Here is a 23,470-nt window from a genome sequence, read left to right on the forward strand (position 1 = left end):
ATTGAGTCAGGGCAGACTCATGCGGCCGCTGTAGCCCGTCATCTCCAGATAGCCCAGGCCCAGTTCGCGGCCCTGGGCATCGGCCAGGCGCGCCGCGCCCTCCCAATAGAGCATGCCGGTGCTGCGGCGCGCGTCCACCTCTTGGGCGTCGAACAGCGCGCGCAGGCTCAGGCGGCCCAGCGGCGTCTGCAGGGCCCATTCCACCGGGTACTCGGCCTGCGAGACGGCGCTGCGCCAGCGCCGCCCGGGCTGGAAGCCGAGCTCCGCGGCGGGCAGCTCGCTGTGGCTGCCGTCGGCGCGCCGCCAGCTGCCGCCGGCCCAGAGCCGGCTGCCATCGGCGCGGCGCAGCTGGAACAGGGTGAGCGCGCCGCCATCGTGCAGATTGATGCCCAGCCAGTCCCAGCCCACCGCGGCGTCCGCGCCGCTGCCCAGCAGGGCATCGCTCCACTCATGGTCCAGCCAGGCACGGCCGCGCACGCGCAGCGCGCGGCCGTCGATCCGCAGCTGCCCCTGAGCCTGCAGCTGTGGCTCGCTGATGTAGTGGCTGAACTGGGCCGCGCCCGGGCCCTTGCGGGAGAGGCCCGCCTCGCCCTGCAGCAGCGGCGGCCGGCTGGCGGCCAGCTGCAGGTCCAGCCCGAAGCCGGCCTGCGGGCTGTCCAGCCTTGCAACATAACTTGAAGAGCCACTGCCCCTGTCCTGCTCGCGGCGCAGCTGCCAGGGCCCCAACCGCAGCGCGGTGTCGGCCTCGCCGGCGCTGGCATGCGCGAAACCCTGGCGCGCCAGGCGCTGGTCGTGGCGCAGGCGGCCCGCCGCCAGTTCGCTCAATGCCGCATGGGCCAGCAGCAGCTGGCGCGGTGCGAAGCTGCCGCTTTGCTTCTGCGCCTCGGCCCGCCGCACGCGGAAAAAAGTGAGCTGGAAGCCATGGCTGGGCGGCCCGCCGCCCGCGGCGCCCAGCAGGCCGGTGAGGTACCACCATTCCACTGCCGTCTCGGGGTGGCTGCCGTGGTCGCGGGGCAGACGCAGGCTGGCCGCTGCGGCAGGCCGGGGCAGCATGCCGGCCGTCGCCATCGTCATCAGCAGCATGCAGCTTCGGCGCCCCAGCATCACCAGTCCTCCTTGACCGATTGCAGCGCATCCGGCCCGGCCGCCGCGCGCGCCGCCCACCAGGCCGTCAGGCCGCTGGCCAGCAGCACCGAGAACATCAGCAAGCCCAGGCGCGTTAGCGGCACATGCATGTCCATGCTCCAGTGAAAGCTCTGCGGGTTCAGCACCCACACCAGCACCGCGCTGATCGCCAGCCCCAGCAGCAGGCCGGCGATGGCGCCGGCCGCACCGAACAGCAGGGCCTCGGCCACCACCATGCGCCGCAGCGCGCGGCGCTCGAAGCCCAGGTGCAGCAGCAGGCCGAACTCGCGCCGCCGCGCCAGCACCTGGGCCGAAAGGCTGGCGGCCACGCCGAACAGGCCCACGCCCAGGGCCACGGCCTGCAGCCAATAGGTGACGGCAAAGCTGCGGTCGAACAGCTGCAGCGAGAAGCGCCGCAGCTCGCCGGCCGCCGCCAGCTCGATGTCCTCGGGCCGCTCGGCCAGGGCGCGCAGGCGCTGCTGCAGCGCCTGCATGTCCGCGGCGCCCGGTGGCAGGTGCAGCATCAGATCGGTGACCGCGGTATCGGCGCTCCAGCGCTGGTAGTCGGCCAGCGCGATCAGAAGGGCCGGGCTCTGGCGGCTGTAGTCGCGCCAGACGCCGCGCACCTGCACCGCCAGCGCGGCTTGGCCGGCCAGCTCCAGCATCAGCGTGTCGCCCGGGCGCAGCCGCAGTTGGTCGCGCATCGCTTCGTTCACATAGATCGGAGGCAACTGGCTGCGCGGCGCCAGCGCGCCGGTGAGCGGCAGCCGGCCTTCATCGTCCGGCAACTCGCGCGCCAGCATCAGCACCGGCTGGCCGGCCACGCTGAGCTCGCGCGTGCGCTGCTGGGCGATGCGCTCGGCCAGGCCGCTGGCGCGCAGGCGCTGCACAAAGGCCGGCGGCAGCGGCAGCCCCTCCTGGCGCGCCGCCCTCAGGCCGTTGCGCACGAACAGATCGGCGGGCAGCATGTCGCGCAGCCAGTCGTCCAGCGAGGTGCGGAAGCTGCCCACCATCACCAGCATCGCCACCGAGAGGCTCAGCGCCACCAGCACGCCGGCCAGCATGCGCGTGGCCTCGCCCGCCTGGTCGTGCGCGCGTTCGCGTATCAGCAGGGCCAGCGCGCTGCGCCGGCGCGGCAGCAGGCGGCGCAAGCCATCCACCAGGGCCGGCACCGCCGCCAGGCCGCCGAACAGCAGGCTGAGCATGGCGGCGTAGGCGCCCAGCGCCAGGCCGTGCAGCGGCGGCAACAGGCTCAGCAGCCCGCCCAGCAGCAGCAGGCCCGGGCCCAGCCAGCGCGGCAGCCGCGGATGGGTATCGGCCCCCAGGCCCTTGAGCACCTGGGCGGCCGGCAGCCGGCGCAGGCCCCAGACGGGCAGGGCGGCGGCGGCCAGGCTCACCAACAGGCCCAGGCTGCCCAGCGCCAGCAAGGGAACGAACGGCAATTGCAGCTGCGGCCTGGCCCCGCCCAACATGCCGCCCAGCATGCCGGCGCCCAGATCGCCGCCGAGCTGGCGCAGGCCCAGCGCCGCCAGGCCTATGCCCAGGGCCAGGCCCAGCAGGCTGCCCAGTAGCCCCAACAGCAGGGCCTCGCTGAGCACCAGACCGGCGCGCTCGCGCGCGCTCATGCCCAGCACGCCCAGCAGGGCGAGCTGGGGCAGGCGCTGCGCCACCGAGAGGGTGTGCACCGCGAACACCAGAAAGCCGCCGACGAACAGCGCCATCAGCGAGAGCACGCCCAGGTTGACGCGGTAGGCCTGGCTCAGCTGGGCCGCCTGCCCCTCGGCCGCCGCGGCGGTGCGCGCGCGCACCCCGGGCGGCAGGGCCAGGCCGGCGGCCACGGCCTGCGGGTCCAGCCCCGGCAGCAAGCGCAGCGCGATGCGGTCCAGCTCGCCCGGCCGGCCCAGCAGGGCCTGGGCCACGGCGATGTCCAGCACCGCCAGCGGCGCGCCGGCGGTGGCGGTGCGGCCGGCCAGGCGCAGCGTGACGCTGCGCGCCTGACCCTGGACCTGCAGGCGCAGGCTGAGCTCGGCCGGCGATTTCGCACCAAGGTCCGCGCCGAGGCGCTGCAGCGCCGCGGGATTCAGGAACAGCTGGCCATCGGCAAGCAGATCGGGAGGGCGGTCGCCGTCGAACACCGGCAGCAGCTCGGGCTGCAGCTGGGCCAGCTGCAGCATGTCCACGCCCAGCAGGCGCAGGCTGAAGGGCTGGCCCTGCGCATCCAGCAGCTGGGCGCGCCCCTCCAGCATCGGCCCCAGCGCCAGCACGTCTTCGCGCTCGGCCAGGCGCGCGAACAAGGCCTCGTCGAGCGCGCCGGTGGCGGCCGTCAGCTCCAGATCGGCCTGGCCGCTGAGCGCGCGCGCCGCGGCGTCGAATTCACGCAGGCCGGCGCTGTTGATCAGCTGCACCGCGGTGGCCAGCGCCACGCCCAGCGCGATCGCCAGCAGGGCCAGGGTCTGGCGCCCCCATTGCTGGCGCAGCGCGGGCCAAGAGAGTTGCAGCAGCCAACCAATCCACGAAGACGGCGGCATGGCTCAGGCCAGCTGGATGCAGCGGTCGGCATGCGCCGCCGCGCGCTCGGAATGCGTCACCAGCAGGCAGGCCGAGCCCTGCTCGCGCACCTGGGCCAGCAGCAACTGCAGCACCTGCTCGGCATGGCGCGGGTCGAGGTTGCCGGTGGGCTCGTCGGCCAGCACCAGGGCCGGACGGTGCACCAGGGCGCGCGCGATCGCGACGCGCTGCAGCTGGCCGCCGGAGAGCTGGCGCGGCATGCGCGCGCCCAAGTCCCCCAGGCCCACCGCATCCAGCATCTGCTGCACGCGCGCCGCATCGGGGCGGCGCTGCAGCAGCAGGGGCAGGCCCACGTTGTCGGCCACGCTCAGATGCGGCAGCACATGGAAGGCCTGGAACACGAAGCCCAGGCGCTCGCGGCGCAGCAGCGCCAGTTCCGCCTCGCCCATCAGGGTCAGGTCTTGCCCTTGCAGCAGCACCCGGCCGGCATCGGGCTTGTCCAGGCCGGCCAGGCAGTTCAGCAGGGTGGACTTGCCGCTGCCCGACTCGCCCAGCAGGGCCACCAGTTCGCCGGCCTGCAGCGTCAGGCTGATGTCGGCGAAGACGCGCGTCTCGCCGTAGGATTTGGCGAGGCCTTCGGCTTCAAGCAGGGCCATGGGCGCGCAGAATCTTTTGCAGGGCCACCAGCACCTGCAGCTCCAGCTGAGCGCTGTCGGCCGCGATCACCTGGCGCTGCGGCATCGAGCGCAGCCAGGTCAGCTGGCGCTTGGCGAGCTGGCGGGTGGCGGCGCTGCCCTGTTCGGCGAGCTGGCGAAAATCGTTCGCGTCCAGCGCCTCCCAGGTCTGGCGATAACCCACGCAGCGCATCGAGGGCAGATCCAGGCTCAGATCGCCGCGCGCGCGCAGGCGGCGCACCTCGTCGACCAGGCCGGCCTCCAGCATCTGCGCGAAGCGCTGGTCCAGCCGGCGGTGCAGCCAGGCGCGGTCCTGCGGTTCCAGCGAGATCAGCGGCCAGTCGACGCCACTGCTGCGCTCCTGCTCGGCATAGAGCTGGGACATCGGCCGGCCGGCCAGATGCCAGACCTCCAGCGCGCGCTGGATGCGCTGCGCATCATTGGGCGCGAGGCGCGCGGCGGTGATCGGGTCGACCCTGGCCAGCTCGGCATGCAGGGCGGGCCAGCCCTGCTCGGCGGCCTGGGCGTCCAGGCGCGCGCGCAGCGCCTCGTCGGCCTTCGGCAGCTCGGAGAGCCCGTCGAACAGGGCCTTGAAGTACAGCATGGTGCCGCCCACCAGCAGGGGTAGCTTGCCGCGCGCCAGGATCTCGGCGGCCAGGGTCTTGGCACTGCGCGCGAATTCGGCGGCCGAGTAGGACTGGGTCGGCTCGATGATGTCGATCAGGTGGTGCGGCACCGCCGCCAGCTCGGCTGGCGTCGGCTTGGCCGTGCCGATGTCCATGCCGCGGTAGACCAGGGCCGAATCGACGCTGATGATCTCGATGGGCAGGTATTCGGCGGCCTTCAGCGCGCAGGCGGTCTTGCCGCTGCCGGTGGGGCCGGCCAGGCAGATCGGGCGGAACGAATAGTCTTGTTGCAGCGACATGAGGAATGGATTGTCAGGCCAGGGCCGCGCCGCGCTGGCGACGGCCCTCGGCCTGCACCAGGGTCCAGGCGCACAGCGCCGTCGCCAGGCCCAGGCTCATCATGGTGAGGGCCAGCGGGCGCACCGTGCCGTCCAGGCTGCGGCTCAGCCAGGCGCTCACCGCGAAGGCGCCCAGCGCGATCGCAAAGCCCGAGAGCGCCGCGGCGGCGCCGGCCTGCCTGGGGAAGGGCCCCACCGCGCCGGCCTGGCCGCAGGGCTGCAGCACGCCATGGCCCAGCATGATGAAGCCATGCGGCAGCATCAGGGCCAGCACCGAGGGCGGCCACAGCCAGGCGGCCGCGCCCATGCCCAGCGCGCCCAGGGCGGTGAAGATGGCGCCGCGCCGCACCGTCTGCGGCAGGCTGCCATGCGCCAGCCAGCGCCGGCACAGCCAGGTGCCGCCCACATAGATGGCCGCGCCCAGGCTCACCAGGGCGCCGTAATGCATGCGGGAGAGGCCCAGCACCTCGATGAAGACAAAGGAGGAGCCGGCCAGAAAGGCGTAGAGCGTGGCGTAGGCCAGGGTGGTGAGCAGGGCGTAGGCGCGAAAGCCCGGGTGCGCCAGCACCAGCGCCCAGTTCGCCAGCCATTGGCGCGGATGCAGCGCCTGGCGCTGCCGCGCCGGCAGGCTCTCGGGGATCTGCCAGGCGATCAGCGCCAGCGCGCCGGCGGCGAACAGGCCGGTGGCCAGCAGCGCGGCGCGCCAGCCCAGGTAGAGCGCCAGCAGGCCGCCCAGGGTCGGGCTCAGCATCGCGATCAGGCCCAGGCCGCTGAGCGCGCGCGCCATCACGCGCGCACCTTCGCGCGGCTCGAACCAGTCACGCAGCATGGCGCGGCCGCCCACCACCGCGGCGGCCAGGGCCAGGCCCTGCAGGCTGCGGCAGGCCACCAGCAGCCAGATGTCGGGCGCCAGCGCCGCGGCGAGCGCGGCCAGCACATACAGGGCCAGGCCACCCAGCAGGATGGGCCGGCGGCCAAAGCGGTCGGACAGCGGCCCGATCAGCAGCTGGCCCAGGCCGAAGCTGAGCATCAGCGCCGAGAGCGTCAGCTGCACCGCGCTCATCGGCGCGGCCAGCTCGCCGCGCAGCGCCGGCAGGGCGGGCAGGTAGAGATCGGTGGTGACGGGCTGCAGGCCCAGCAGCAAGGCCAGCGCCGCGACCTGCATCAGCAGGCGCGGCGTGGCGCCCTCAGTGGCGCCCTGGTCCATGGCCATCAGTCGAAACGCTCCCAGGGCGCCAGAAAGCGCCACTGGCCGGCCGGCAGATGGCCCAGATTGATGCGGCCGATGCGCACGCGCTTCAGCCCCACCACCTTCAGGCCCACCAGCTCGCACATGCGGCGGATCTGGCGCTTGCGCCCCTCGCGCAGCACGAAGCGCAGCTGGTCTTCGTTGGCCCAGCTGACCTTGGCGGGCTTGAGCTGCACGCCGTCCAGCTCCAGGCCATGGTTGAGCAGGGCCATGCGCTCGGGAGGCATCTGCTCCATCGCACGGCCGGGGCCCACCGGTTCGCCGTTCAGGCCCACGAACTCGACGCGCACCAGGTATTCCTTCTCGACGTTGGAATCCTCGCCGATCAGCACCTTGGCGACGCGGCCGTCCTGCGTCAGCACCAGCAGGCCGGTGGAGTCGATGTCCAGGCGGCCGGCGGGCGCCAGGCCGCGCGTGTGGCCGATGTGGTACTTGATGCCCGAGGCATCGTCCGCCCACTGGGTGTTGCTGCGCACCAGCACCGAGGCGGGCTCGTAGCCGTCTTCGGCCTGGCCGGAGACATAGCCGATCGGCTTGTGCAGCAGGATGGTGACCTGCTTGGCCTGTTCCTTGTGGGCGCGCTGGTCGACCTCGATCCTGACCTCGGGGCCGACGCGCTGGCCCAGCACGGCCATCTTGCCGTCCACGCGCACCCAGCCGGCGGCAATCCATTCATCCGCCTCGCGGCGCGAGGCCATGCCCAACTCGCTCATGCGCTTGGAAAGGCGCTCACCCTCGTCCGAGGGCATCTCGCGGTGCTCGGCGCGCTGGCGCGGCGCCGGGCGCTGGGGCTCGCCCCAACTCTCGCGCTGAGGCGGGTAGGAAGGGCGCGGGCCGCTGGCGCGGCGCTGGTCGCGGCGCTGGTCGCGGCGCTGGTCGCGGCGGGGTTCGGGCGCGGGGCCCTCGCTGCGCGCACCGCGCGGATCCCGTTGATCGCGCGGATCGCGCGGATCGCGTTGCTGCGGGCCATCCTCGCGGCGGAAACTGCCGCTGGCGGGGCGGGCATCGCGGCGCGGCTCGGCGCGCGAATCGCCACGGGGGCCAGGTCTTGCGTCCGCGCGCGGCTCGGGGCGGCCGCGCGGTGCGGCGGGCCTTGCTTCCTCGCTGGCGCGGCGCTTCTCGAACTCCGCCTGGCGCTCCTGACGCTCTGCCTGGGCCTGTTCCAGGGTCTGGCGCGGGCGCGACACGCCCTTGCCGCGCAGCGGCGCGCGGCGTTCACCGTCGGGGCTGGGCTTGCTGCTGCTGTTGTTGTTCTTCTTCTTGAGGGTCAGGGTGGCCATGGTGATGCTCGGCTGTTCAAGACCGTATTGGACCACGCCGTGCCATCAACGGCCGCGCAGAAACAGCGCGTCCAGCTCGCGCATGCTGAGCTGGCGCCAGGTCGGGCGGCCATGGTTGCACTGGTCGGCGCGTTCGGTGCGCTCCATATCGCGCAGCAGGGCATTCATCTCGTCCAGGCTGAGCTGGCGATTCGCGCGCACCGCGCCATGGCAGGCCATGGTGGCCAGAATCTCGTGCTGGGCGCGCTCGATGGCATGGCTGGCGTCGAACTGGGCCAGCTCGGCCAGCACGCCGCGCACCAGCTCCACCACATCGCCGCCGGCCAGCGCGGCGGGCCGGGCGCGCACCGCCAGCACCTTGGCCGAGAGCGGCGCCACGTCCAGGCCAAGCCGTATGAGCGTCTGGCCCTGCGCCTCGGCGGTGGCGATCTCGGCCGCAGTGGCGGCAAAGGTGACGGGGATCAGCAGCGGCTGCGACTCGATCGCGGCCTCGCCCAGGCTGGACTTCAAGCGTTCGTAAACCACGCGCTCATGCGCCGCATGCATGTCCACGATCACCAGGCCCTGGGCGTTCTCGGCCAGCACATAGACGCCCTGGATCTGCGCGATGGCACGGCCCAGCGGCCAGTCGCCGCCAGGCAGCTGTGCCGGGGCTGGCGCCTCGGCGCGCGGCGGCAAGGGCAGGGCAGGCGATGCGCCGCCATACAAGGCGGCCACCTCGGCCAAGCCCAGCGAGGCCTGGCTACCCTGGCTATGGCTGCGCCAGCTGGGCGTCGCCCCGCTCAGGCTGCCATTGCCCACATAGCCCGGCGCGGCGCGCTCCTGGGCAGAGGCGGCGTTGAACCAGGCGGGCGGATTGCCGGGCCCGGGCCGGCCGAGGCTCACGCTGCTGCTGTGCGCCGCGGACAGCACACCGGCGGCCTCGGGTGCGGCCTCGGGTGCAGGCGCGGCGGCAGCCTCCTCGGCCGAGCGCGAGATGGCCAGCGCGCCCTGCACCGCGTAGCGCACGCGCTGGTGGATCTCTCGGCCATCGCGAAAGCGCACCTCGATCTTGGTGGGATGCACGTTCACGTCCACGCGGTCGGGCGCGATCTCGATGAAGAGCACATAGCTGGGCTGGCGGTTGCCATGCAGCACGTCCTCGTAGGCAGAGCGGATGCCGTGGGCGATCAGCTTGTCGCGCACATAGCGCCCGTTCACATAGACGTACTGCATGTCCGAGCGGCTGCGCGCCGCCTCGGGCAGGCCGGCGCGGCCGAACACGCGCAAGGGGCCGGCCTCGGAGAACACCGCGCGGCTGGCCGCGAAGAACTCCTCGCCCAGCACATCCTTCAGGCGCTGCTCGGCGCCGGCGGCGCGCCACTGCTCCACCAGCTTGCCTTCGTGCCAGATCGCAAAGCCCACATCGGGCCTGGCCAGCGCATGGCGGCGCACCGCCTCCAGGCAATGGGCCAGCTCGGTGGCATCGGTCTTGAGGAATTTGCGGCGCGCCGGGGTGCTGAAGAAGAGCTCGCGCACCTCCACGCTGGTGCCGCGCGAGCGCGCCGCCGGGCTCAGCTCGCCCGAGCGCGCATCCAGCCGGTTGGCATGGGGCGCGCCCTCGCAGCGGGTGGCGATGGCCATCTCGGCCACCGAGGCAATCGCCGCCAGGGCCTCGCCGCGAAAGCCCATGGTGGCCACCGATTCCAGCTCTTCCAGGCTGCGGATCTTGCTGGTGGCATGGCGCTTGAGCGCCAGCGGCAGCTCCTCCACCGGAATGCCCAGGCCGTCGTCTTCCACCACGATGGCGCGCACGCCGCCCGCCATCAGCTTCACATTGATCTGGCTGGCGCCGGCGTCCAGCGCGTTGTCCACCAGCTCGCGCACCACCGAGGCCGGCCGCTCCACCACCTCGCCGGCGGCGATCTGGCTGATCAGTTCATCGGGGAGTTCGCGGATCGCGCGGCGTTGTGTCGGTGGCGAAGACAGGTCCATGGCGCATTGTATGAAGCGGCCCGGCCCCAGAGGCTGCGAAGTAATGGATTGCGCCCGCGCCGGGGGATCCCAGGGCGCGGGAGTAGGCGCAGGCCGCCGCCCGGACTCGCGTCCGGGCCAGGGCTGCAACGCCCGCCTGCGCCCTGGGACCCCCCGGCCCACAGGGTGAGGCCCCCAAAGGCGCCCACTCGTTGTTGCCAACGCTTGTCGGGCGCACAGCACGACTGCGCGTCGGCGCCTAGATTGGACCCCTTTGGGGGCCTCACGCGGGCGCAAGCCATTGCTTCACAGCCTCTTGCCCCCGAAGTGGGTACAAGGCCGGGGGCAGGGAGGGCTATGCTCGTGCACCTGCACATTCGGGCGCCAGACCATGAAACTGCTGCTCAAGTTCAACCTGATCTTTCTGCTCATCTTCGTGCTGGGCCTGGCGGGATCGGCGCTGGTGGCGCGCGGTCTGCTGCAAAAGGCCGCCGCCGCCGAGGTGGCCGAGAGTGCCAAGCTGCTGATGCAGAACGCCAGCGCTGTGAGCGCCTACACGGCCGAGCAGATCAGGCCGCTGCTGGCGGCGCAGATGGCCGATGCCTTCCTGCCGCAGTCGGTGCCGGCCTACTCGGCCGCCGAGGTGCAGGCCACGCTGCAGAAGCACTATCCCGAGTACCGCTTCAAGTCGGCCATGCTCAACCCCACCAATCCGCGCGACCGCGCGGTGGACTGGGAAGAGGACGTGATCGCGCAATTCAGCCGCAACACCGACTTGCAGGAGCTGGTGGGCAAGCGCGACACGCCCACCGGCCCCTCGCTCTATGTGGCGCGCCCGATCCGCATCAGCAACCCGGTCTGCCTGGCCTGCCACAGCACGCCCGCGGCCGCCCCGGCAACGCTGGTGGCACGCTACGGCCCCTCGAACGGCTTTGGCTGGAAGATGGGCGACACCCTGGGCGCGCAGCTGGTGTCGGTGCCCATGACGGTGCCGCTGCAACGCGCGCACGAGGCGCTCAAGGTGGTGATGGGCGCGCTGGCCGGGGTGTTCGTGCTGATCGGCGCGGCGCTCAACTTCATGCTCTGGATGCTGGTGATACGGCCGGTGCGCCAGCTCGCCGCGCTGGCCGACCGCGTCAGCCTGGGCGAGCTGACGGCGCCCGAGTTCGAGACGCGCAGCCGCGACGAGGTGGGCGTGCTGGCCCAGTCCTTCGGCCGCATGCGCAAGAGCCTGAGCCATGCCATGAAGATGCTGGACGTCTGAGCCGGCGCCGCCATGGACCAGCCTGCCTACATCGGCAAATACCGCATCTCCGGCGTGCTCGGGCGCGGCGCCATGGGCGTGGTCTACAAGGGCTTCGACCCGCATATCCAGCGCGCCGTGGCCATCAAGACCATCCTGAAGAGCCTGCTGGACGGCGACCAGGGCAGCACCATGGCGGTGGCGCGCTTTCGCAACGAGGCCCAGGCGGTGGGCCGCATCGCCCACCCGGGCGTGGTGGCCATCCATGAGTTCGGCGAAGACGCGGACAGCGCCTACATCGTGATGGAGTTCGTCGAGGGCAGCACGCTGCAGCAGGTGCTGATGGCCACGCCCATGCTGGGCCTGCCGGCGCTGCTGCACCTGATGGACCAGCTGCTCGACGCGCTGGAGCATGCGCACCGCCAGGGCGTCTGGCACCGCGACATCAAGCCCTCCAACCTGCTGCTGAGTGTGAGCGGCCAGCTCAAGCTGACCGACTTCGGCATCGCCCGCATCGAGAATCTGGGCCTGACGCGGGTCTCGTCGGTGATCGGCACGCCCGGCTATATGGCGCCCGAGCAGTACCTGGGCGAGGGCGTGGACCAGCGCGCCGACCTGTTCGCCGCCGGCGTGCTGCTGTACCGCCTGCTGGCCGGCGTGCTGCCCTTCAACGGCAATGCCCAGCAGGTCATGTACAAGGTGCTCAACGAGGCCGCGGCGCCGCCCAGCCAGGTGGCGCTGGCGGCACGGCCGGCGCTGTTCGACAGCGTGGTCGAGCGCGCCATGGCCAAGCGGCCCGAGCAGCGCTTCGGCAGTGCCGCGGAGTTCCGCAGCATGCTGGCGGGCGTGGCCTCGATGCTGGACCCGGCGCTGCATGGCGACGCCGAGATCGGCGCCCTCGACCAATGGGCCAAGACCCTGGTGATGGCCGCGACCACCTATCCGACCACGCGGCCGGCCACGGCGTCGGCCGGTGCGCCGTCCAGCCAGGGGCATGGCAGCTGGGCCAGCCATTGGGACGGCCCCTCGCTGAGCCGCATCGAGCGCTCGCTCGCCAGCCATGTGGGGCCGATGGCCAGGTTGATGGTGCGCGAGGCCGCGCGCCAATGCCACGACCTGCAGAGCCTGGCCTCGGCGGTGGCGGCCCATATCGCCGATGCCGAGGCGCGCCAGCGCTTCCTGCAGGAAAGCACCGAGGGCAGCCAGCTCGCACCCATGGGCAGCACCGGCATCGTCGCGCCGCCGCGCGACGCCAGCCTCGCCGCGCTGGCCGCCAGCGGCCAGGCCCTGGACGAGGCCCTCAAGAGCCATGCCCTGGCGGTGCTGAGCCACGAGCTGGGGCCGATCGCGAAAGTGCTGGTGAAGCGGGCGGCGGCGCGCGCCGGCAGCGCCGAGCAGTTCATCGAGGGCCTGCTGGCCGAATGCCCGGAGCTTGATGCGCAGCAGCTCAGGCAGGCGCTGCAGGCGCCGCGCGCGGCGCCCCCATAATGCGCGCCCATGGAATACCTCGCCCTCGTCTTCGACTTCATCATCCACGTCGACCGCTATCTGAACCAGTTCGTGGCCGCCTACGGCAACTGGATCTATGCGCTGCTGTTCCTGATCATCTTCGTGGAGACCGGCCTGGTGGTGATGCCCTTCCTGCCCGGGGACTCGCTGCTCTTCATCGTCGGTGCGATGTGCGGCACCGGCCTGCTGGAGCTGCCGGTGGCGATGAGCCTGATGACGCTGGCGGCCATCGCCGGCAACCAGACCAACTACACCATCGGCCGCTTCTTCGGCCCCAAGGTGTTCCAGTGGGAGGACTCGCGCTTCTTCAACAAGCGCGCCTTCAACCAGGCGCATGAGTTCTACGAGCGCTGGGGCGGCATCACCATCGTGATCGCGCGCTTCATGCCCTTCGTGCGCACCTTCGCGCCCTTCGTGGCCGGCGTGGCGCAGATGACGCGCCGCAAGTTCACGCTCTACGACGTCAGCGGCGGCCTGCTCTGGGTGGTGGGCGTGATGAGCATGGGTTATGCCTTCGGCAACGTGCCCTGGGTGCAGCGAAACCTCGAGAAGATCATCTGGGCGCTGATCGGCATCCCGGGCCTGATCGCGATCTTCGGCGCCTGGAAGGCGCGGCGCCGCGCCCCGGCCTGAGCGTTCATGCAGCTGCGCGGCAAGCTCATCCTGCTGGCGCTGCTGCCGCTGGTGGTCTCGCTGCTGCTGATCGCCCTGGCCGTGCGCCACCAGGAGCGCGAGCTGGCCGCGCGCGAACGCGAGCTGGTGCGCGCCACCTATATGGACGCGCGCCGTACCGAGCTGCGCCACTATGTGGACCTGGCGGTGAGCACGGTGCAGCCGCTCTACGCGGGCCCCCAGCAGGGCGAGGCGGCGACGCGCGCGCGCGCCCTGGCCCTGCTGTCCTCGCTGGACTATGGCCCGGACGGCTATTTCTTCGTCTACGACCTCAGCGGCACGGTGCTGATGCATTCGCGCCAGCCCGAGCTGCTGGGCAAGAACCTCTGGGGCCTGCGCGACCCGCGCGGCCAGCTCACCATCCAGGCGCTGATCGCCCAGGCCAAGGCCGGCGGCGGCTATGTCGAGTACCTCTGGCGCAAGCCCTCCAGCGAGCAGATGGCCGCCAAGCTGGGCTATGTGGTGCAGCTGGAGCGCTGGGGCTGGATGCTGGGCACGGGCCTCTACCTGGACGGCATCGAATCCACCATGGCCGAGCTGGACCGCTCGGCCAGCCGCAATATCGCCACCACCTTGCTGTGGATCGCCGGCATCGCGGTGTTCGGCGTGGCCCTCATCAGCGCCAGCGCGCTGGCGCTCAACCTCAGCGAACACCGCAGCGCCGAGACCAAGCTGCGACTGCTGGCGCGCCAGGTGGTGGCCTCGCAGGAGGACGAGCGCGCGCATCTGGCGCGCGAGCTGCACGACGGCGTGAGCCAGACCCTGGTGTCGACCAAGCTGCTGATCGAATCGGCCGCCGAACGGGTGGGCGAGGGCGCTGCCGCGCGCCCGCTCGGCCAGGCGCTGGCCCGACTCAACAGCAGCCTCACCGAGGTGCGACGCATCTCGCACCGGCTGCGCCCGGCCCTGCTGGACACCCTGGGCCTGCCGGCCGCGCTGCAGCACCTGGCGCATGAGTTCGACGAGGCCGGCCCCACGCCGCTCGACTTTGTGCTGCAGGGCCCCGAGCGCGAGCTGCCCGAGGTGGTGAAGACGGTGCTGTTCCGCGTCGGCCAGGAGGCGCTCACCAATGCCGCCAAGCATGCGCAGGCCGGGCGGGTGGCGCTGACCCTGGCCTTCGAGCCCACGGGCGCGGTCTGCCTGACGGTGGCCGACGATGGCCGCGGCTTCGATGTCGAGGCGGTGCAGGCCCACCCCGAGCTGGGCCTGGGCCTGCGCAGCATGCGCGAACGCCTGGTCTCCATCGGCGGCCGGCTGGAGCTGCACGCCAGCCTGGGCCATGGCACCCAGCTGGAAGCCCGTGTGCCGGCCGCGGCCCTGGCTAAACTGGCCCATCCATGAGCAGCCCGCCCCTCATCCACATCATGCTGGTCGACGATCACCCGATGGTGCGCGAGGGCCTGGTGGCGCGCCTGCAGTCGGTGCCGCAGTTCCGTGTGGTGGGCGAAGCCGGTTCGGCCGACCAGGCGGTGCAGGTGCTGGGCCAATGCCGGCCCGATGTGCTGCTGATGGACGTGGGGCTCAAGGGCACGAATGGCATCGCCCTGGCCGAGCAGCTGGGCCAGAGCCACCCGGGCCTGCGCGTGCTGATGTTCAGTATGTATGACAACCCCGAGTATGTGCAGCGCGCCCTGCAGGCGGGTGCGCGCGGCTATGTGCTGAAGGATGCGCCGGCCAGCGAGATCGTCGCCGCCATCGAGGCGGTGGCGGCCGGCGGCACCTATCTCAGCACCGGCATCTCGCAGCGCCTGTTTCGCGCGCAGCAGCCGCGCCCCATGCTCTCGCCGCGCGAGAGTGAGATCCTCTCGGCGCTGGGCCGCGGCGAGTCCAGCAAGCAGATCGCGCGCAGCCTGGACCTGAGCGTGCGCACCGTCGAGGCGCATCGCCAGAGCATCAAACGCAAGCTGGGGTTGGACGGCCAGGCCGAGCTGATCAAGTACGCGGTGGAACACTCGAAAACCACGGGTTGACCCTTAGGTGGTCCCACGCGGGGGCCACGCGTAGCTTGACCGATGCGCCGTCGCGGTGCATTTCGCACACTGATGGGGAGGCGGCATCCGGATGCTCATGGGCCGCCCCCAACAGGAGACTCCCATCATGATCTCGAAGCTGCGTAGCCACCTCGCCTGGGCGGGTGTGGCGATTGTTGGAGCGCTCTCGCTCGCCTATGTGGCCCTGGCCCGCGGCGAGGCGGTCAGTGCCCTCTGGGTGGTGGTGGCCGCGGTGTGCGTCTACCTGATCGCCTACCGCTACTACAGCCTCTTCCTCGCCACCAAGGTGCTGGGCTTGGACGCGCAGCGCCAGACCCCCGCCTGGCGCCACAACGACGGCCTGGACTATGTGCCCACGCACAAATACGTGCTCTACGGCCACCACTTCGCCGCGATTGCCGGCGCCGGCCCGCTGGTGGGCCCGGTGCTGGCCGCGCAGATGGGCTATCTGCCGGGTCTGCTGTGGCTGCTGGCCGGCGTGGTGTTCGCCGGTGCGGTGCAGGACTTCATCGTGCTCTTCATCTCCACGCGCCGCGACGGCCGCTCGCTGGGCGACCTGATCAAGCAGGAGATGGGCACCGTGCCCGGCCTGATCGCCCTGTTCGGCGCCTTCATGATCATGATCATCATCCTGGCGGTGCTGGCCCTGATCGTGGTGAAGGCCCTGGCCGATTCGCCCTGGGGCACCTTCACCGTGGCCGCCACCATCCCGGTGGCACTGTTCATGGGTGTCTACCTGCGCTACATCCGCCCGGGCCGCATCGGCGAGATCTCCGTCATCGGCTTCGTGCTGCTGATGCTGTCCATCATCGGCGGCCAGTATGTGCATGAGAGCGCCACGCTGGCGCCGCTGTTCAGCTACGACGCCAAGGCCCTGACCTGGATGCTGATCGGCTACGGCTTCGTGGCCGCCTCGATCCCGGTGTGGCTGCTGCTGGCGCCGCGCGACTACCTCAGCACCTTCCTGAAGATCGGCACCATCGTGGCACTGGCGATCGGCATCGTGATCGTGGCGCCGCCGCTGCAGATGCCGGCCTTCACCCAGTTCGCCGCGGGCAACGGCCCGGTCTGGTCGGGCAATCTCTTCCCCTTCCTCTTCATCACCATCGCTTGCGGCGCGGTCTCGGGCTTCCATGCGCTGATCTCCTCGGGCACCACGCCCAAGATGCTGGAGAACGAGACGCACGCCCGCTTCATCGGCTATGGCGGCATGCTGGCCGAGTCCTTCGTCGCGGTGATGGCCCTGGTGGCGGCCTCCTGCATCCAGCCGGGCGTCTACTTCGCGATGAACAGCCCAGCCGCCCTGGTGGGCAGCAATGTGGACGCGGTGGCGCAGACGCTCTCGACCTGGGGCTTCGTGGTCACGCCCGAGATGCTCACCCAGACCGCCGCCGATGTGGGCGAGAAGACCATCCTGGCGCGCGCCGGCGGTGCGCCCACGCTGGCGGTGGGCATGGCCCATATCCTGCACCAGGTGGTGGGCGGCAAGGCCATGATGGCCTTCTGGTACCACTTCGCCATCCTGTTCGAGGCGCTCTTCATCCTCACCGCGGTGGACGCCGGCACGCGCGCCGGACGCTTCATGCTGCAGGACCTGCTGGGCAGCTTCGTGCCCGCGCTCAAGCGCACCGACTCGCTGCCCGCCAACCTGATCGCCACCGGCCTGTGCGTGGCCGCCTGGGGCTACTTCCTCTACCAGGGCGTGGTCGATCCGCTGGGCGGCATCAACACCCTGTGGCCGCTGTTCGGCATCTCCAACCAGATGCTGGCCGCCGTCGCGCTGATGCTGGGCACGGTGGTGCTGTTCAAGATGAAGAAGGACCGCTACGCCTGGGTGACGGCGCTGCCGGCCGCCTGGTTGCTGGTGTGCACGCTCACCGCCGGCTGGCTGAAGATGTTCTCGGCCGACCCCAAGGTGGGCTTCCTGGCCCATGCCGACAAGTACGCGGGCGCGGTGGCCGAGGGCAAGCTGCTGGCGCCGGCCAAGTCGCTGGCGGCGATGGAGCGCGTGGTCTTCAACGACCGCCTCGACGCCGTGCTGTGCGGGCTCTTCATCTTCGTGGTGCTGAGCGTGCTGGTCTACAGCATCAAGTCCATCCTGGCCGCGCGCGCCGAGCGCCGCCCGACGGTGCAGGAAGCGGCCTTCGTACCTTTTGCCGCTGCGGCGGGAGCCGGCGGTGATTGAGGTCGTTGAGGCGGCCAGCCGCGCCGGCCGCTACTTCGCGCAAAGCCTGCGCCTGATGGTGGGCCAGCCGGACTACGGCGCCTACGTGGCCCATATGAAGGCCACCCACCCAGAGCAGGCGCCGATGAGCTACGAGGCCTTCTTCCGCGAACGCCAGGACGCCCGCTACGGCGTCGGCACGGGGCGCATGAGCCGTTGCTGCTGAGCCGCCCGGCTCAGGACAGCGGCCGGTGCCGCGCCAGGGGCGGGTTCTTGGCAAAGTAGCGCGCGATGCCGGTGGCCAGGGCCTGCACCAGCTTGGCCTGGTAGTCGGGATCGCGCAGCCGGCTCTCCTCGTCCGGGTTGGAGATGAAGGCCGTCTCCACCAGGATGGAGGGCATGTCGGGCGCCTTCAGCACCGCAAAGCCGGCCTGCTCGACCTGGCGCTTGTGCAGATTGCCGACACGGCCGATCTGGCCCAGCACCTCGGAGCCGAGCTTGAGGCTGTCCTTGATCTGCGCCGTGGTGCTCATGTCCAGCAGGGTGCGCAGCACGGTGGCATCCTTTACCGCCAGGTTGTTGACGCCGCCCACCAGGTCGGCGGCGTTCTCGCGGTCGGCCATCCAGCGCGCCGCCGAACTGCTGGCGCCATTGGTGCTGAGCACGAACACCGAGGCGCCCTTGGCCTGCGGCGTGAAGAAGGCATCGGCGTGGATGGAGACGAACAGGTCGGCATTCACGCGCCGCGCCTTGCGCACGCGCTCGTGCAGGGGCACGAAGAAATCGGCATCGCGCGTCATCATCACGCGGATATTGGGGTTGGCGTTGAGGCGCTCGCGCAGTTGCAGGCCGATCGCCAGCACCACGTCCTTTTCCTTCAGGCCCGAGGGGCCGACGGCGCCGGGGTCCTCGCCGCCATGGCCGGGGTCCAGCGCGATCACGATCAGGCGGTCGATCTTCTGCTGCGCGCCGACGATGGGCGCCGGCGCTGGCGCCGGTGCCGGGGTCTGCAGCTCGGCCGCGCTGGCGGGCGCCGATGCCGCGGGGGGGCCCACCAGCGGCGCCGAGGCCGGCGGCCTGGGCAGCTCGGGCCGGTCGATGCGGCCGATCAGCTCGCCCAGCGCATCCTGCACCGACTGCGCCGCCGCCTTCTCCGCGTTTTCCTTCTCGCGTATCAGGGCCAGCAGCGGGTCGCGCTCCTGCAGCGGGTAGAGGTCGAACACCAGGCGGTGCTTGTAGGCCGCCACCGGCGCGATCGAGAACAGCTGCGGCGCCACGCCCTGCTTGAGGTCCAGCACGATGCGCACCACGCGCGGCTGGTTCTGGCCCACGCGCACACCGGCGATGTAGGGGTCGTCGGCCTTCACCTTGCCCAGCAGCTCGCGCAGGCCGGGGCTGAGCTCCAGACCGTCGATGTCGATCACCAGCCGGTCCGGGTTGGCGGCCAGGAAATGCTTGGCGGCCAGCGGCTTGTCGGACTCCAGCGTGACGCGCGTGTAGTCGGCCGCCGGCCAGACGCGCACCGCCACGATATTGGCGCTGCCCGGCGAACTCGCGGCGCGCAGCTGCGGGGCCTGCAGCAGCAGCGCCAGGCTGCCCATGGCGCGCAAGGCGTGGCGGCGGCTCATGTGCTCAGCCCTTTCAAGCCGTCCAGCAAGACCTGACCCTCGGGCGTGCAGGCCTCGACGCGCACGCGGCGGCTCTGGTCGTCCTGCGCTTCGAGGTGGATCGCCAGCGTGGGCGTGGGCAGCATGCCGGCCGCCTTCTCGGGCCATTCACTCAGCTTCAGGCCGGGCGCGGTGAAGATCTCGCGGAAGCCCGCGTCCTCCCACTCGCGCGGATCGTTGAAGCGGTAGAAATCGAAATGGCTGACCTCGCCGGCCGGCAGCTGGTAGCTCTCCAGCACCGCATAGCTGGGGCTCTTGATGCGGCCCGTCACGCCGAGCGCGCGCAGGAGATGGCGCACCAGGCTGGTCTTGCCGGCGCCCAGGGTGCCGTGCAGCTCGATGCTGGCATGCATCGGGCCAGGAGCATGGGTCAAGGCATGCGCGAGGGCCTGCGCAAAGCGCTCGCAGGCCGACTCGTCGGGCCAGTGGAACAGGCGGGTTTCTAGAATGGCCAAATGCAGCACGCTCCGCGAACTGAAGAAAAACAAACCGAGATCGATGCCCAGGCGGTGATGGCGCAACTGCAGGCCTGGGCGCTTGAGCTGGGATTCTCACAGATTGGCGTGGCCGATATCGACCTCAGCAGCGCCGAGCCTGGCTTGCTGGCCTGGCTGGCGGCGGGCTTTCACGGCAGCATGCATTACATGGCCAGCCATGGCCTCAAGCGCGCCCGGCCGGCCGAGCTGGTGCCGGGCACGGTGCGCGTGCTGACCGCGCGCATGGACTATCTGCCCCAGCGGCTGCCGGGTGACTGGCAGGCGATCGAATGGCAGCGCCTGGCCGAGCCGCTGGCCGCCCAGGTCTCGCTCTATGCCCGCGGCCGCGACTATCACAAGGTGCTGCGCCAGCGCCTGCAGCAGCTCGCCAGCCGGCTGGAGGCGCTGGTGGGGCCGCTGGGCTACCGCGTCTTCACCGATTCCGCCCCGGTGCTGGAGGTGGAGCTGGCCAGCCGCTCCGGCATCGGCTGGCGCGGCAAGCACAGCCTGACCCTGCACCGCGAGGCCGGCTCGATGTTCTTCCTGGGCGAGATCATGGTGGACCTGCCGCTGCCGCTGAGCGAGGCGGTCAGCGGCCATTGCGGGCAATGCACGGCCTGCATCGATGTCTGCCCGACCCGCGCCATCGTCGCGCCCTACCAGGTGGATGCGCGGCGCTGCATCTCCTACCTGACGATCGAGTCGGACGAGCCGATCCCGCTGGAGCTGCGGCCGCTGCTGGGCAACCGCATCTATGGCTGCGACGACTGCCAGCTCGTCTGCCCCTGGAACAAGTTCGCGCAGCGCCACGCCCTGGCGGATTTCGACACCCGCGGCCCCTTCGAGGCGCCCACCCTGCTGCAGCTGTGGGGCTGGAGCGAGGCCGAGTTCCTGCGCCACACCGAGGGCTCGGCGATACGCCGCATCGGCCACGCGCGCTGGCAGCGCAACCTGGCGGTGGCGATGGGCAATGCGCTCAGGCAAGACCTGGCCCCGGCGGATGAGGCCGCGCTGCGCGCCGCGCTGCAGAAGCGACTGCCGCAGGCCAGTGAGCTGCTGGCCGAACACATCCATTGGGCCTTAGAAACGTAGCAGCATCAGCCACAGCGGCACGGTCAGCATGCCCAGCAGTGTCGAGACCGTCACCAGCCCGGCGACGAAGGAGGCGTGGCCGCCCATGCGCGCCGCCAGCACATAGGCGCTGGACGCGGTGGGCAGGGCGGCAAAGGCCACCAGGATGCTGCGCTGGCCCGGCGCCAACGCCAGCGCCCAGGCGAAGGCAAAGGCCAGCAGGGGCAGGGCGGCATGGCGTATCGCCAGCAGCGCGGCGGCCAGCTTGGGCGAATCCTTCAAGGCGCCCAGGCGCAGGCCGGCGCCCACCGCCATCAGGCCCAGGGGCAGGGCGGCCAGGCCGATCTTCTGCAGGCTGATGGCGGCGGCCTCGGGCAGGCGCAGGCCCAGCAGATTGGCCACCAAGCCGGCCAGGGTGCTGAGGATGAGCGGATTGCGCCCCAGCTCGCGCAGATAGCCGTGCCCGCCATGGCGCGCCAGCGGCCAGACCGCGGCCACATTGGCCAGCGGCACGCAGATGGCGATCAGCAGCGCCACCCAGGCCACGCCCTGCGCGCCCTGCAGGCGCTCGGCCAGGGCCAGCGCGATGAAGCTGTTGAAGCGAAAACCCACCTGGGCGCCCGAGGCATGGGTCTGCGCATCCACCCCGGGCCACAGGCGCAGCGCATAGGCCAGCAGCACGCCGCTGCCCACCACCGCCAGGCCGCCCAGGGCCAGGTGCAGGGTGGCGGCCGGCTGCAGCACGCTGCGCGAGATCGAGTTGAACAGCAGCACCGGGAAGAGCAGGTAGTACACCAGCTTCTCGGCCGCCTCCCACACCGGGCGATCCAGGCTGGTGTAGCGACACAGGGCGAAGCCCGTCAGGATCAGCAGAAAGTCAGGCAGCAGCAACAGCAGGTCCGTCATGCGCCCAGTGTGCCTGCGGGCCGGGCGCGCCCCATGCGTGAGGCTACGTAATTCCGCTAGCATGGCTTGCGACCGGGCCGCCTAGCATCGCGGCAGGAGACATCCACCAAGACTACGACAAGGGAAACCTCACGATGAAGCGCCGTCATTGCCTACAAGCCAGCGTGGCCCTGGCCGCCAGCACCCTGCTGACCCCGACCCTTTCGCATGCGCAGGGCTATCCCAACAAGCCGATCCGGCTGGTGGTGCCTTTTGCACCCGGCGGCACCACCGACATCGTGGCCCGCGTGGTGGCCGAGAAGCTGCACCTGGCGCTGGGCCAGACCGTGGTGGTGGAGAACAAGGCCGGCGGCGGCGGCAAGGTGGGTGCCAACGAAACCGCCAAGGCCGCGCCGGACGGTTATGCGCTGGGCATGGCGACGGTCTCGACCACCGCGGCCAACCCCGCCATCGACCCCAAGATTCCCTACAACCCGCTCACCGACTTCACCCCCATCACCAATGTGGCGGCCACGCCCAATGTGATCGCGGTGCACCCGAGCTTCCCGGCGCGCGACTACAAGGGCTTTGTCGCCGAGCTCAAGAAGAACCCGGGCAAGTACAGCTTCGCCAGCTCCGGCACCGGCGGCATCGGCCATCTGCAGATGGAGCTCTACAAGAACCTGGCGGGCGTGTTCGTGCTGCACATCCCCTACCGCGGCGCCGGTCCGGCGTTGAATGACACGGTGGCCGGCCAGGTGCCGATGATTTTCGACAACCTGCCCTCGGCGCTGCCCTTCATCAAGGACGGGCGCCTGATCCCCATCGTGGTGGCGGCGCCGCAGCGCCTGACCCAGCTGCCCAATGTGCCCACCTTCAAGGAGGTCGGGCTGGAGCCAGTCAACCGCATGGCCTATTACGGCATCTATGGGCCCAAGGGTCTGCCCAAGGAGGTGGTGGACAAGGTCTATGCCGCCGTCAAGAAGACGCTGGAGCTGCCGGATGTGAAGAAGCGCATCGAGGACACCGGCTCGCTGATCGTGGCCAACACGCCCGAGCAGTTCGGCGCCCAGATCAAGGCCGAGTACGAGGTCTACAAAAAGGTCGTTGAACAGCAAAAGCTGAAACTTGACTGAGCTTCTTGAGCGCAGCCGGCTAGGTATAGACGCTTTTGTCGAAGCCCTCTGGATCGAGGACGGGCTGGCACGCAACACCCTGGAGGCTTACAAGCGCGACCTGCTGCTGCTGGCCGACTGGCTGGCGCGCGAGCCCGGCCGCGCGCTGGACGAGGCCCGCGAGCTGGACCTGCTGGGCTATGCCAGCGCGCGCCACGAGGCCAGCCGCGCCACCAGCGCGAACCGGCGGCTCTCGGTGTTCAAGCGCTATTTCCGCTGGGCGCTGCGTGAGCAGCGCTGCACGCAAGACCCGACCCTGCGCCTGCAGAACGCCCGCCAGCCGCTGCGCGTGCCCAAGACGCTTGGCGAGGGCCAGATCGAGGCCCTGCTGTCGGCGCCGAACGTCGGCGAGCCGCTGGGCCTGCGCGACCGCGCCATGTTGGAGCTGATGTATGCCAGCGGCCTGCGCGTGAGCGAGCTGGTGACCCTCAAGAGCGTGCATGTGGGCATGAAGGAGGCGGCGCTGCGCATCACCGGCAAGGGCAGCAAGGAGCGCCTCGTGCCCTTTGGCGAGGAGGCCCATGGCTGGCTCTTGCGCTATCTGCAGGAGGCGCGCGCCGAGCTGTTGCAGGGGCGGCGCAGCGAGGCGCTGTTCGTGACCGTGCAGGGCGAGGGCATGAGCCGGCAGATGTTCTGGAAACTGGTGAAGAAATACGCCGTCGAGGCCGGAATCCTGGCGCCGATCTCACCGCATACGCTGAGACACGCCTTCGCCACCCATCTGCTCAACCACGGCGCCGATCTGCGTGCGGTGCAGCTGCTACTGGGGCACGCCGACCTTTCCACCACCCAGATCTACACCCATGTGGCGCGCGAGCGGCTCAAGAGCCTGCATGCGGCGCACCACCCGCGTGGGTAGGAGGC

Annotated in this window: 20 protein-coding genes; 10 read left to right on the forward strand and 10 right to left on the reverse strand. The window is 70.9% G+C overall.

All coding sequences use genetic code 11. The features are described from left to right. Positions 1–6 precede the first annotated feature (6 nt). The 7 genes from PFX98_RS19565 to mutL are packed head-to-tail and all read right to left on the reverse strand — an operon-like array spanning position 7 to position 9,774. Entirely contained in the window at positions 7–1,104 is a 1,098-nt protein-coding gene (locus PFX98_RS19565) for a lipocalin-like domain-containing protein (RefSeq protein ID WP_285232161.1), read from the reverse strand. Then, positions 1,104–3,653, reverse strand: coding sequence for an ABC transporter permease (locus PFX98_RS19570; RefSeq protein WP_285232162.1), 2,550 nt, complete (start codon positions 3,651–3,653; stop codon positions 1,104–1,106). The genes PFX98_RS19565 and PFX98_RS19570 overlap by 1 nt, the downstream gene beginning before the upstream one ends. Before the next feature lie 3 nt (positions 3,654–3,656). After that, positions 3,657–4,289 (reverse strand): ABC transporter ATP-binding protein, encoded by a 633-nt coding sequence (locus tag PFX98_RS19575; RefSeq protein ID WP_285232163.1) that lies wholly within the window; start codon positions 4,287–4,289, stop codon positions 3,657–3,659. Beyond that, the gene (gene miaA, locus PFX98_RS19580; protein WP_285232164.1) at positions 4,276–5,232 is read right to left on the reverse strand and encodes a tRNA (adenosine(37)-N6)-dimethylallyltransferase MiaA; all 957 of its coding nucleotides are present in this window, start codon (positions 5,230–5,232) and stop codon (positions 4,276–4,278) included. The genes PFX98_RS19575 and miaA overlap by 14 nt, the downstream gene beginning before the upstream one ends. Positions 5,233–5,245: 13 nt before the next feature. Then, positions 5,246–6,478: a multidrug effflux MFS transporter gene (locus tag PFX98_RS19585; protein WP_285232165.1), complete on the reverse strand. Its 1,233-nt coding sequence runs from the start codon at positions 6,476–6,478 to the stop codon at positions 5,246–5,248. Positions 6,479–6,483: 5 nt separating this feature from the next. Then, positions 6,484–7,800 carry a pseudouridine synthase gene (locus PFX98_RS19590; RefSeq protein WP_285232166.1) on the reverse strand — a complete coding sequence of 439 codons (1,317 nt, stop codon included), beginning with the start codon at positions 7,798–7,800 and terminating at the stop codon, positions 6,484–6,486. A 45-nt stretch (positions 7,801–7,845) separates the two neighbouring features. Beyond that, on the reverse strand, positions 7,846–9,774 hold the full coding sequence (gene mutL, locus PFX98_RS19595) for a DNA mismatch repair endonuclease MutL (RefSeq protein WP_285232167.1): 1,929 nt from the start codon (positions 9,772–9,774) through the stop codon (positions 7,846–7,848). Positions 9,775–10,144: 370 nt separating this feature from the next. Here mutL and PFX98_RS19600 point away from each other — a divergent pair, with 370 nt between their 5' ends. The 7 genes from PFX98_RS19600 (at position 10,145) to PFX98_RS19630 (ending at position 17,558) form a co-directional block, all read left to right on the forward strand. Next, positions 10,145–11,017 carry a c-type heme family protein gene (locus PFX98_RS19600; RefSeq protein ID WP_285232168.1) on the forward strand — a complete coding sequence of 291 codons (873 nt, stop codon included), beginning with the start codon at positions 10,145–10,147 and terminating at the stop codon, positions 11,015–11,017. Between the two features lie 12 nt (positions 11,018–11,029). Continuing rightward, positions 11,030–12,484 carry a serine/threonine-protein kinase gene (locus PFX98_RS19605; protein WP_285232169.1) on the forward strand — a complete coding sequence of 485 codons (1,455 nt, stop codon included), beginning with the start codon at positions 11,030–11,032 and terminating at the stop codon, positions 12,482–12,484. A 9-nt stretch (positions 12,485–12,493) separates the two neighbouring features. Beyond that, on the forward strand, positions 12,494–13,138 hold the full coding sequence (locus tag PFX98_RS19610; RefSeq protein ID WP_285232170.1) for a DedA family protein: 645 nt from the start codon (positions 12,494–12,496) through the stop codon (positions 13,136–13,138). A 6-nt stretch (positions 13,139–13,144) separates the two neighbouring features. Further along, a complete protein-coding gene (locus tag PFX98_RS19615) occupies positions 13,145–14,518 on the forward strand; it encodes a cache domain-containing protein (protein WP_285232171.1) in 1,374 nt (457 codons plus the stop codon). Further along, positions 14,515–15,147, forward strand: coding sequence for a response regulator transcription factor (locus PFX98_RS19620; RefSeq protein WP_285232172.1), 633 nt, complete (start codon positions 14,515–14,517; stop codon positions 15,145–15,147). The genes PFX98_RS19615 and PFX98_RS19620 overlap by 4 nt, the downstream gene beginning before the upstream one ends. Positions 15,148–15,274: 127 nt before the next feature. Further along, on the forward strand, positions 15,275–17,353 hold the full coding sequence (locus PFX98_RS19625) for a carbon starvation CstA family protein (protein WP_425334627.1): 2,079 nt from the start codon (positions 15,275–15,277) through the stop codon (positions 17,351–17,353). A gap of 55 nt (positions 17,354–17,408) precedes the next feature. Continuing rightward, a complete protein-coding gene (locus PFX98_RS19630) occupies positions 17,409–17,558 on the forward strand; it encodes a YbdD/YjiX family protein (protein ID WP_285235644.1) in 150 nt (49 codons plus the stop codon). A gap of 10 nt (positions 17,559–17,568) precedes the next feature. Here PFX98_RS19630 and PFX98_RS19635 read toward each other — a convergent pair whose 3' ends face one another. Continuing rightward, complete coding sequence (locus PFX98_RS19635; protein ID WP_285232173.1) at positions 17,569–18,960, reverse strand: N-acetylmuramoyl-L-alanine amidase; 1,392 nt, start codon at positions 18,958–18,960, stop codon at positions 17,569–17,571. Next, complete coding sequence (gene tsaE / locus PFX98_RS19640) at positions 18,957–19,460, reverse strand: tRNA (adenosine(37)-N6)-threonylcarbamoyltransferase complex ATPase subunit type 1 TsaE (RefSeq protein ID WP_425334706.1); 504 nt, start codon at positions 19,458–19,460, stop codon at positions 18,957–18,959. The genes PFX98_RS19635 and tsaE overlap by 4 nt, the downstream gene beginning before the upstream one ends. 51 nt (positions 19,461–19,511) lie before the next feature. Here tsaE and queG point away from each other — a divergent pair, with 51 nt between their 5' ends. Further along, entirely contained in the window at positions 19,512–20,567 is a 1,056-nt protein-coding gene (queG, locus tag PFX98_RS19645; RefSeq protein WP_285235648.1) for a tRNA epoxyqueuosine(34) reductase QueG, read from the forward strand. On the opposite strand, the gene PFX98_RS19650 is transcribed toward queG, so the two are convergent. Continuing rightward, positions 20,556–21,452 (reverse strand): AEC family transporter, encoded by an 897-nt coding sequence (locus PFX98_RS19650; protein ID WP_285232174.1) that lies wholly within the window; start codon positions 21,450–21,452, stop codon positions 20,556–20,558. The genes queG and PFX98_RS19650 overlap by 12 nt on opposite strands. Positions 21,453–21,586: 134 nt before the next feature. Between PFX98_RS19650 and PFX98_RS19655 the strand changes: the two genes are divergently transcribed. Both PFX98_RS19655 and xerD read left to right on the forward strand, forming a co-directional pair. Next, positions 21,587–22,567, forward strand: coding sequence for a tripartite tricarboxylate transporter substrate binding protein BugE (locus PFX98_RS19655; protein WP_285232175.1), 981 nt, complete (start codon positions 21,587–21,589; stop codon positions 22,565–22,567). Continuing rightward, positions 22,560–23,465: a site-specific tyrosine recombinase XerD gene (xerD, locus tag PFX98_RS19660; protein WP_285232176.1), complete on the forward strand. Its 906-nt coding sequence runs from the start codon at positions 22,560–22,562 to the stop codon at positions 23,463–23,465. Before PFX98_RS19655 ends, xerD begins: the two co-directional genes overlap by 8 nt. The last annotated feature ends 5 nt before the right edge of the window (positions 23,466–23,470 follow it).

The sequence above is a fragment of the Paucibacter sediminis genome (genome assembly GCF_030254645.1).
Taxonomy (GTDB): Bacteria; Pseudomonadota; Gammaproteobacteria; order Burkholderiales; family Burkholderiaceae_C; genus Paucibacter_B; species Paucibacter_B sediminis.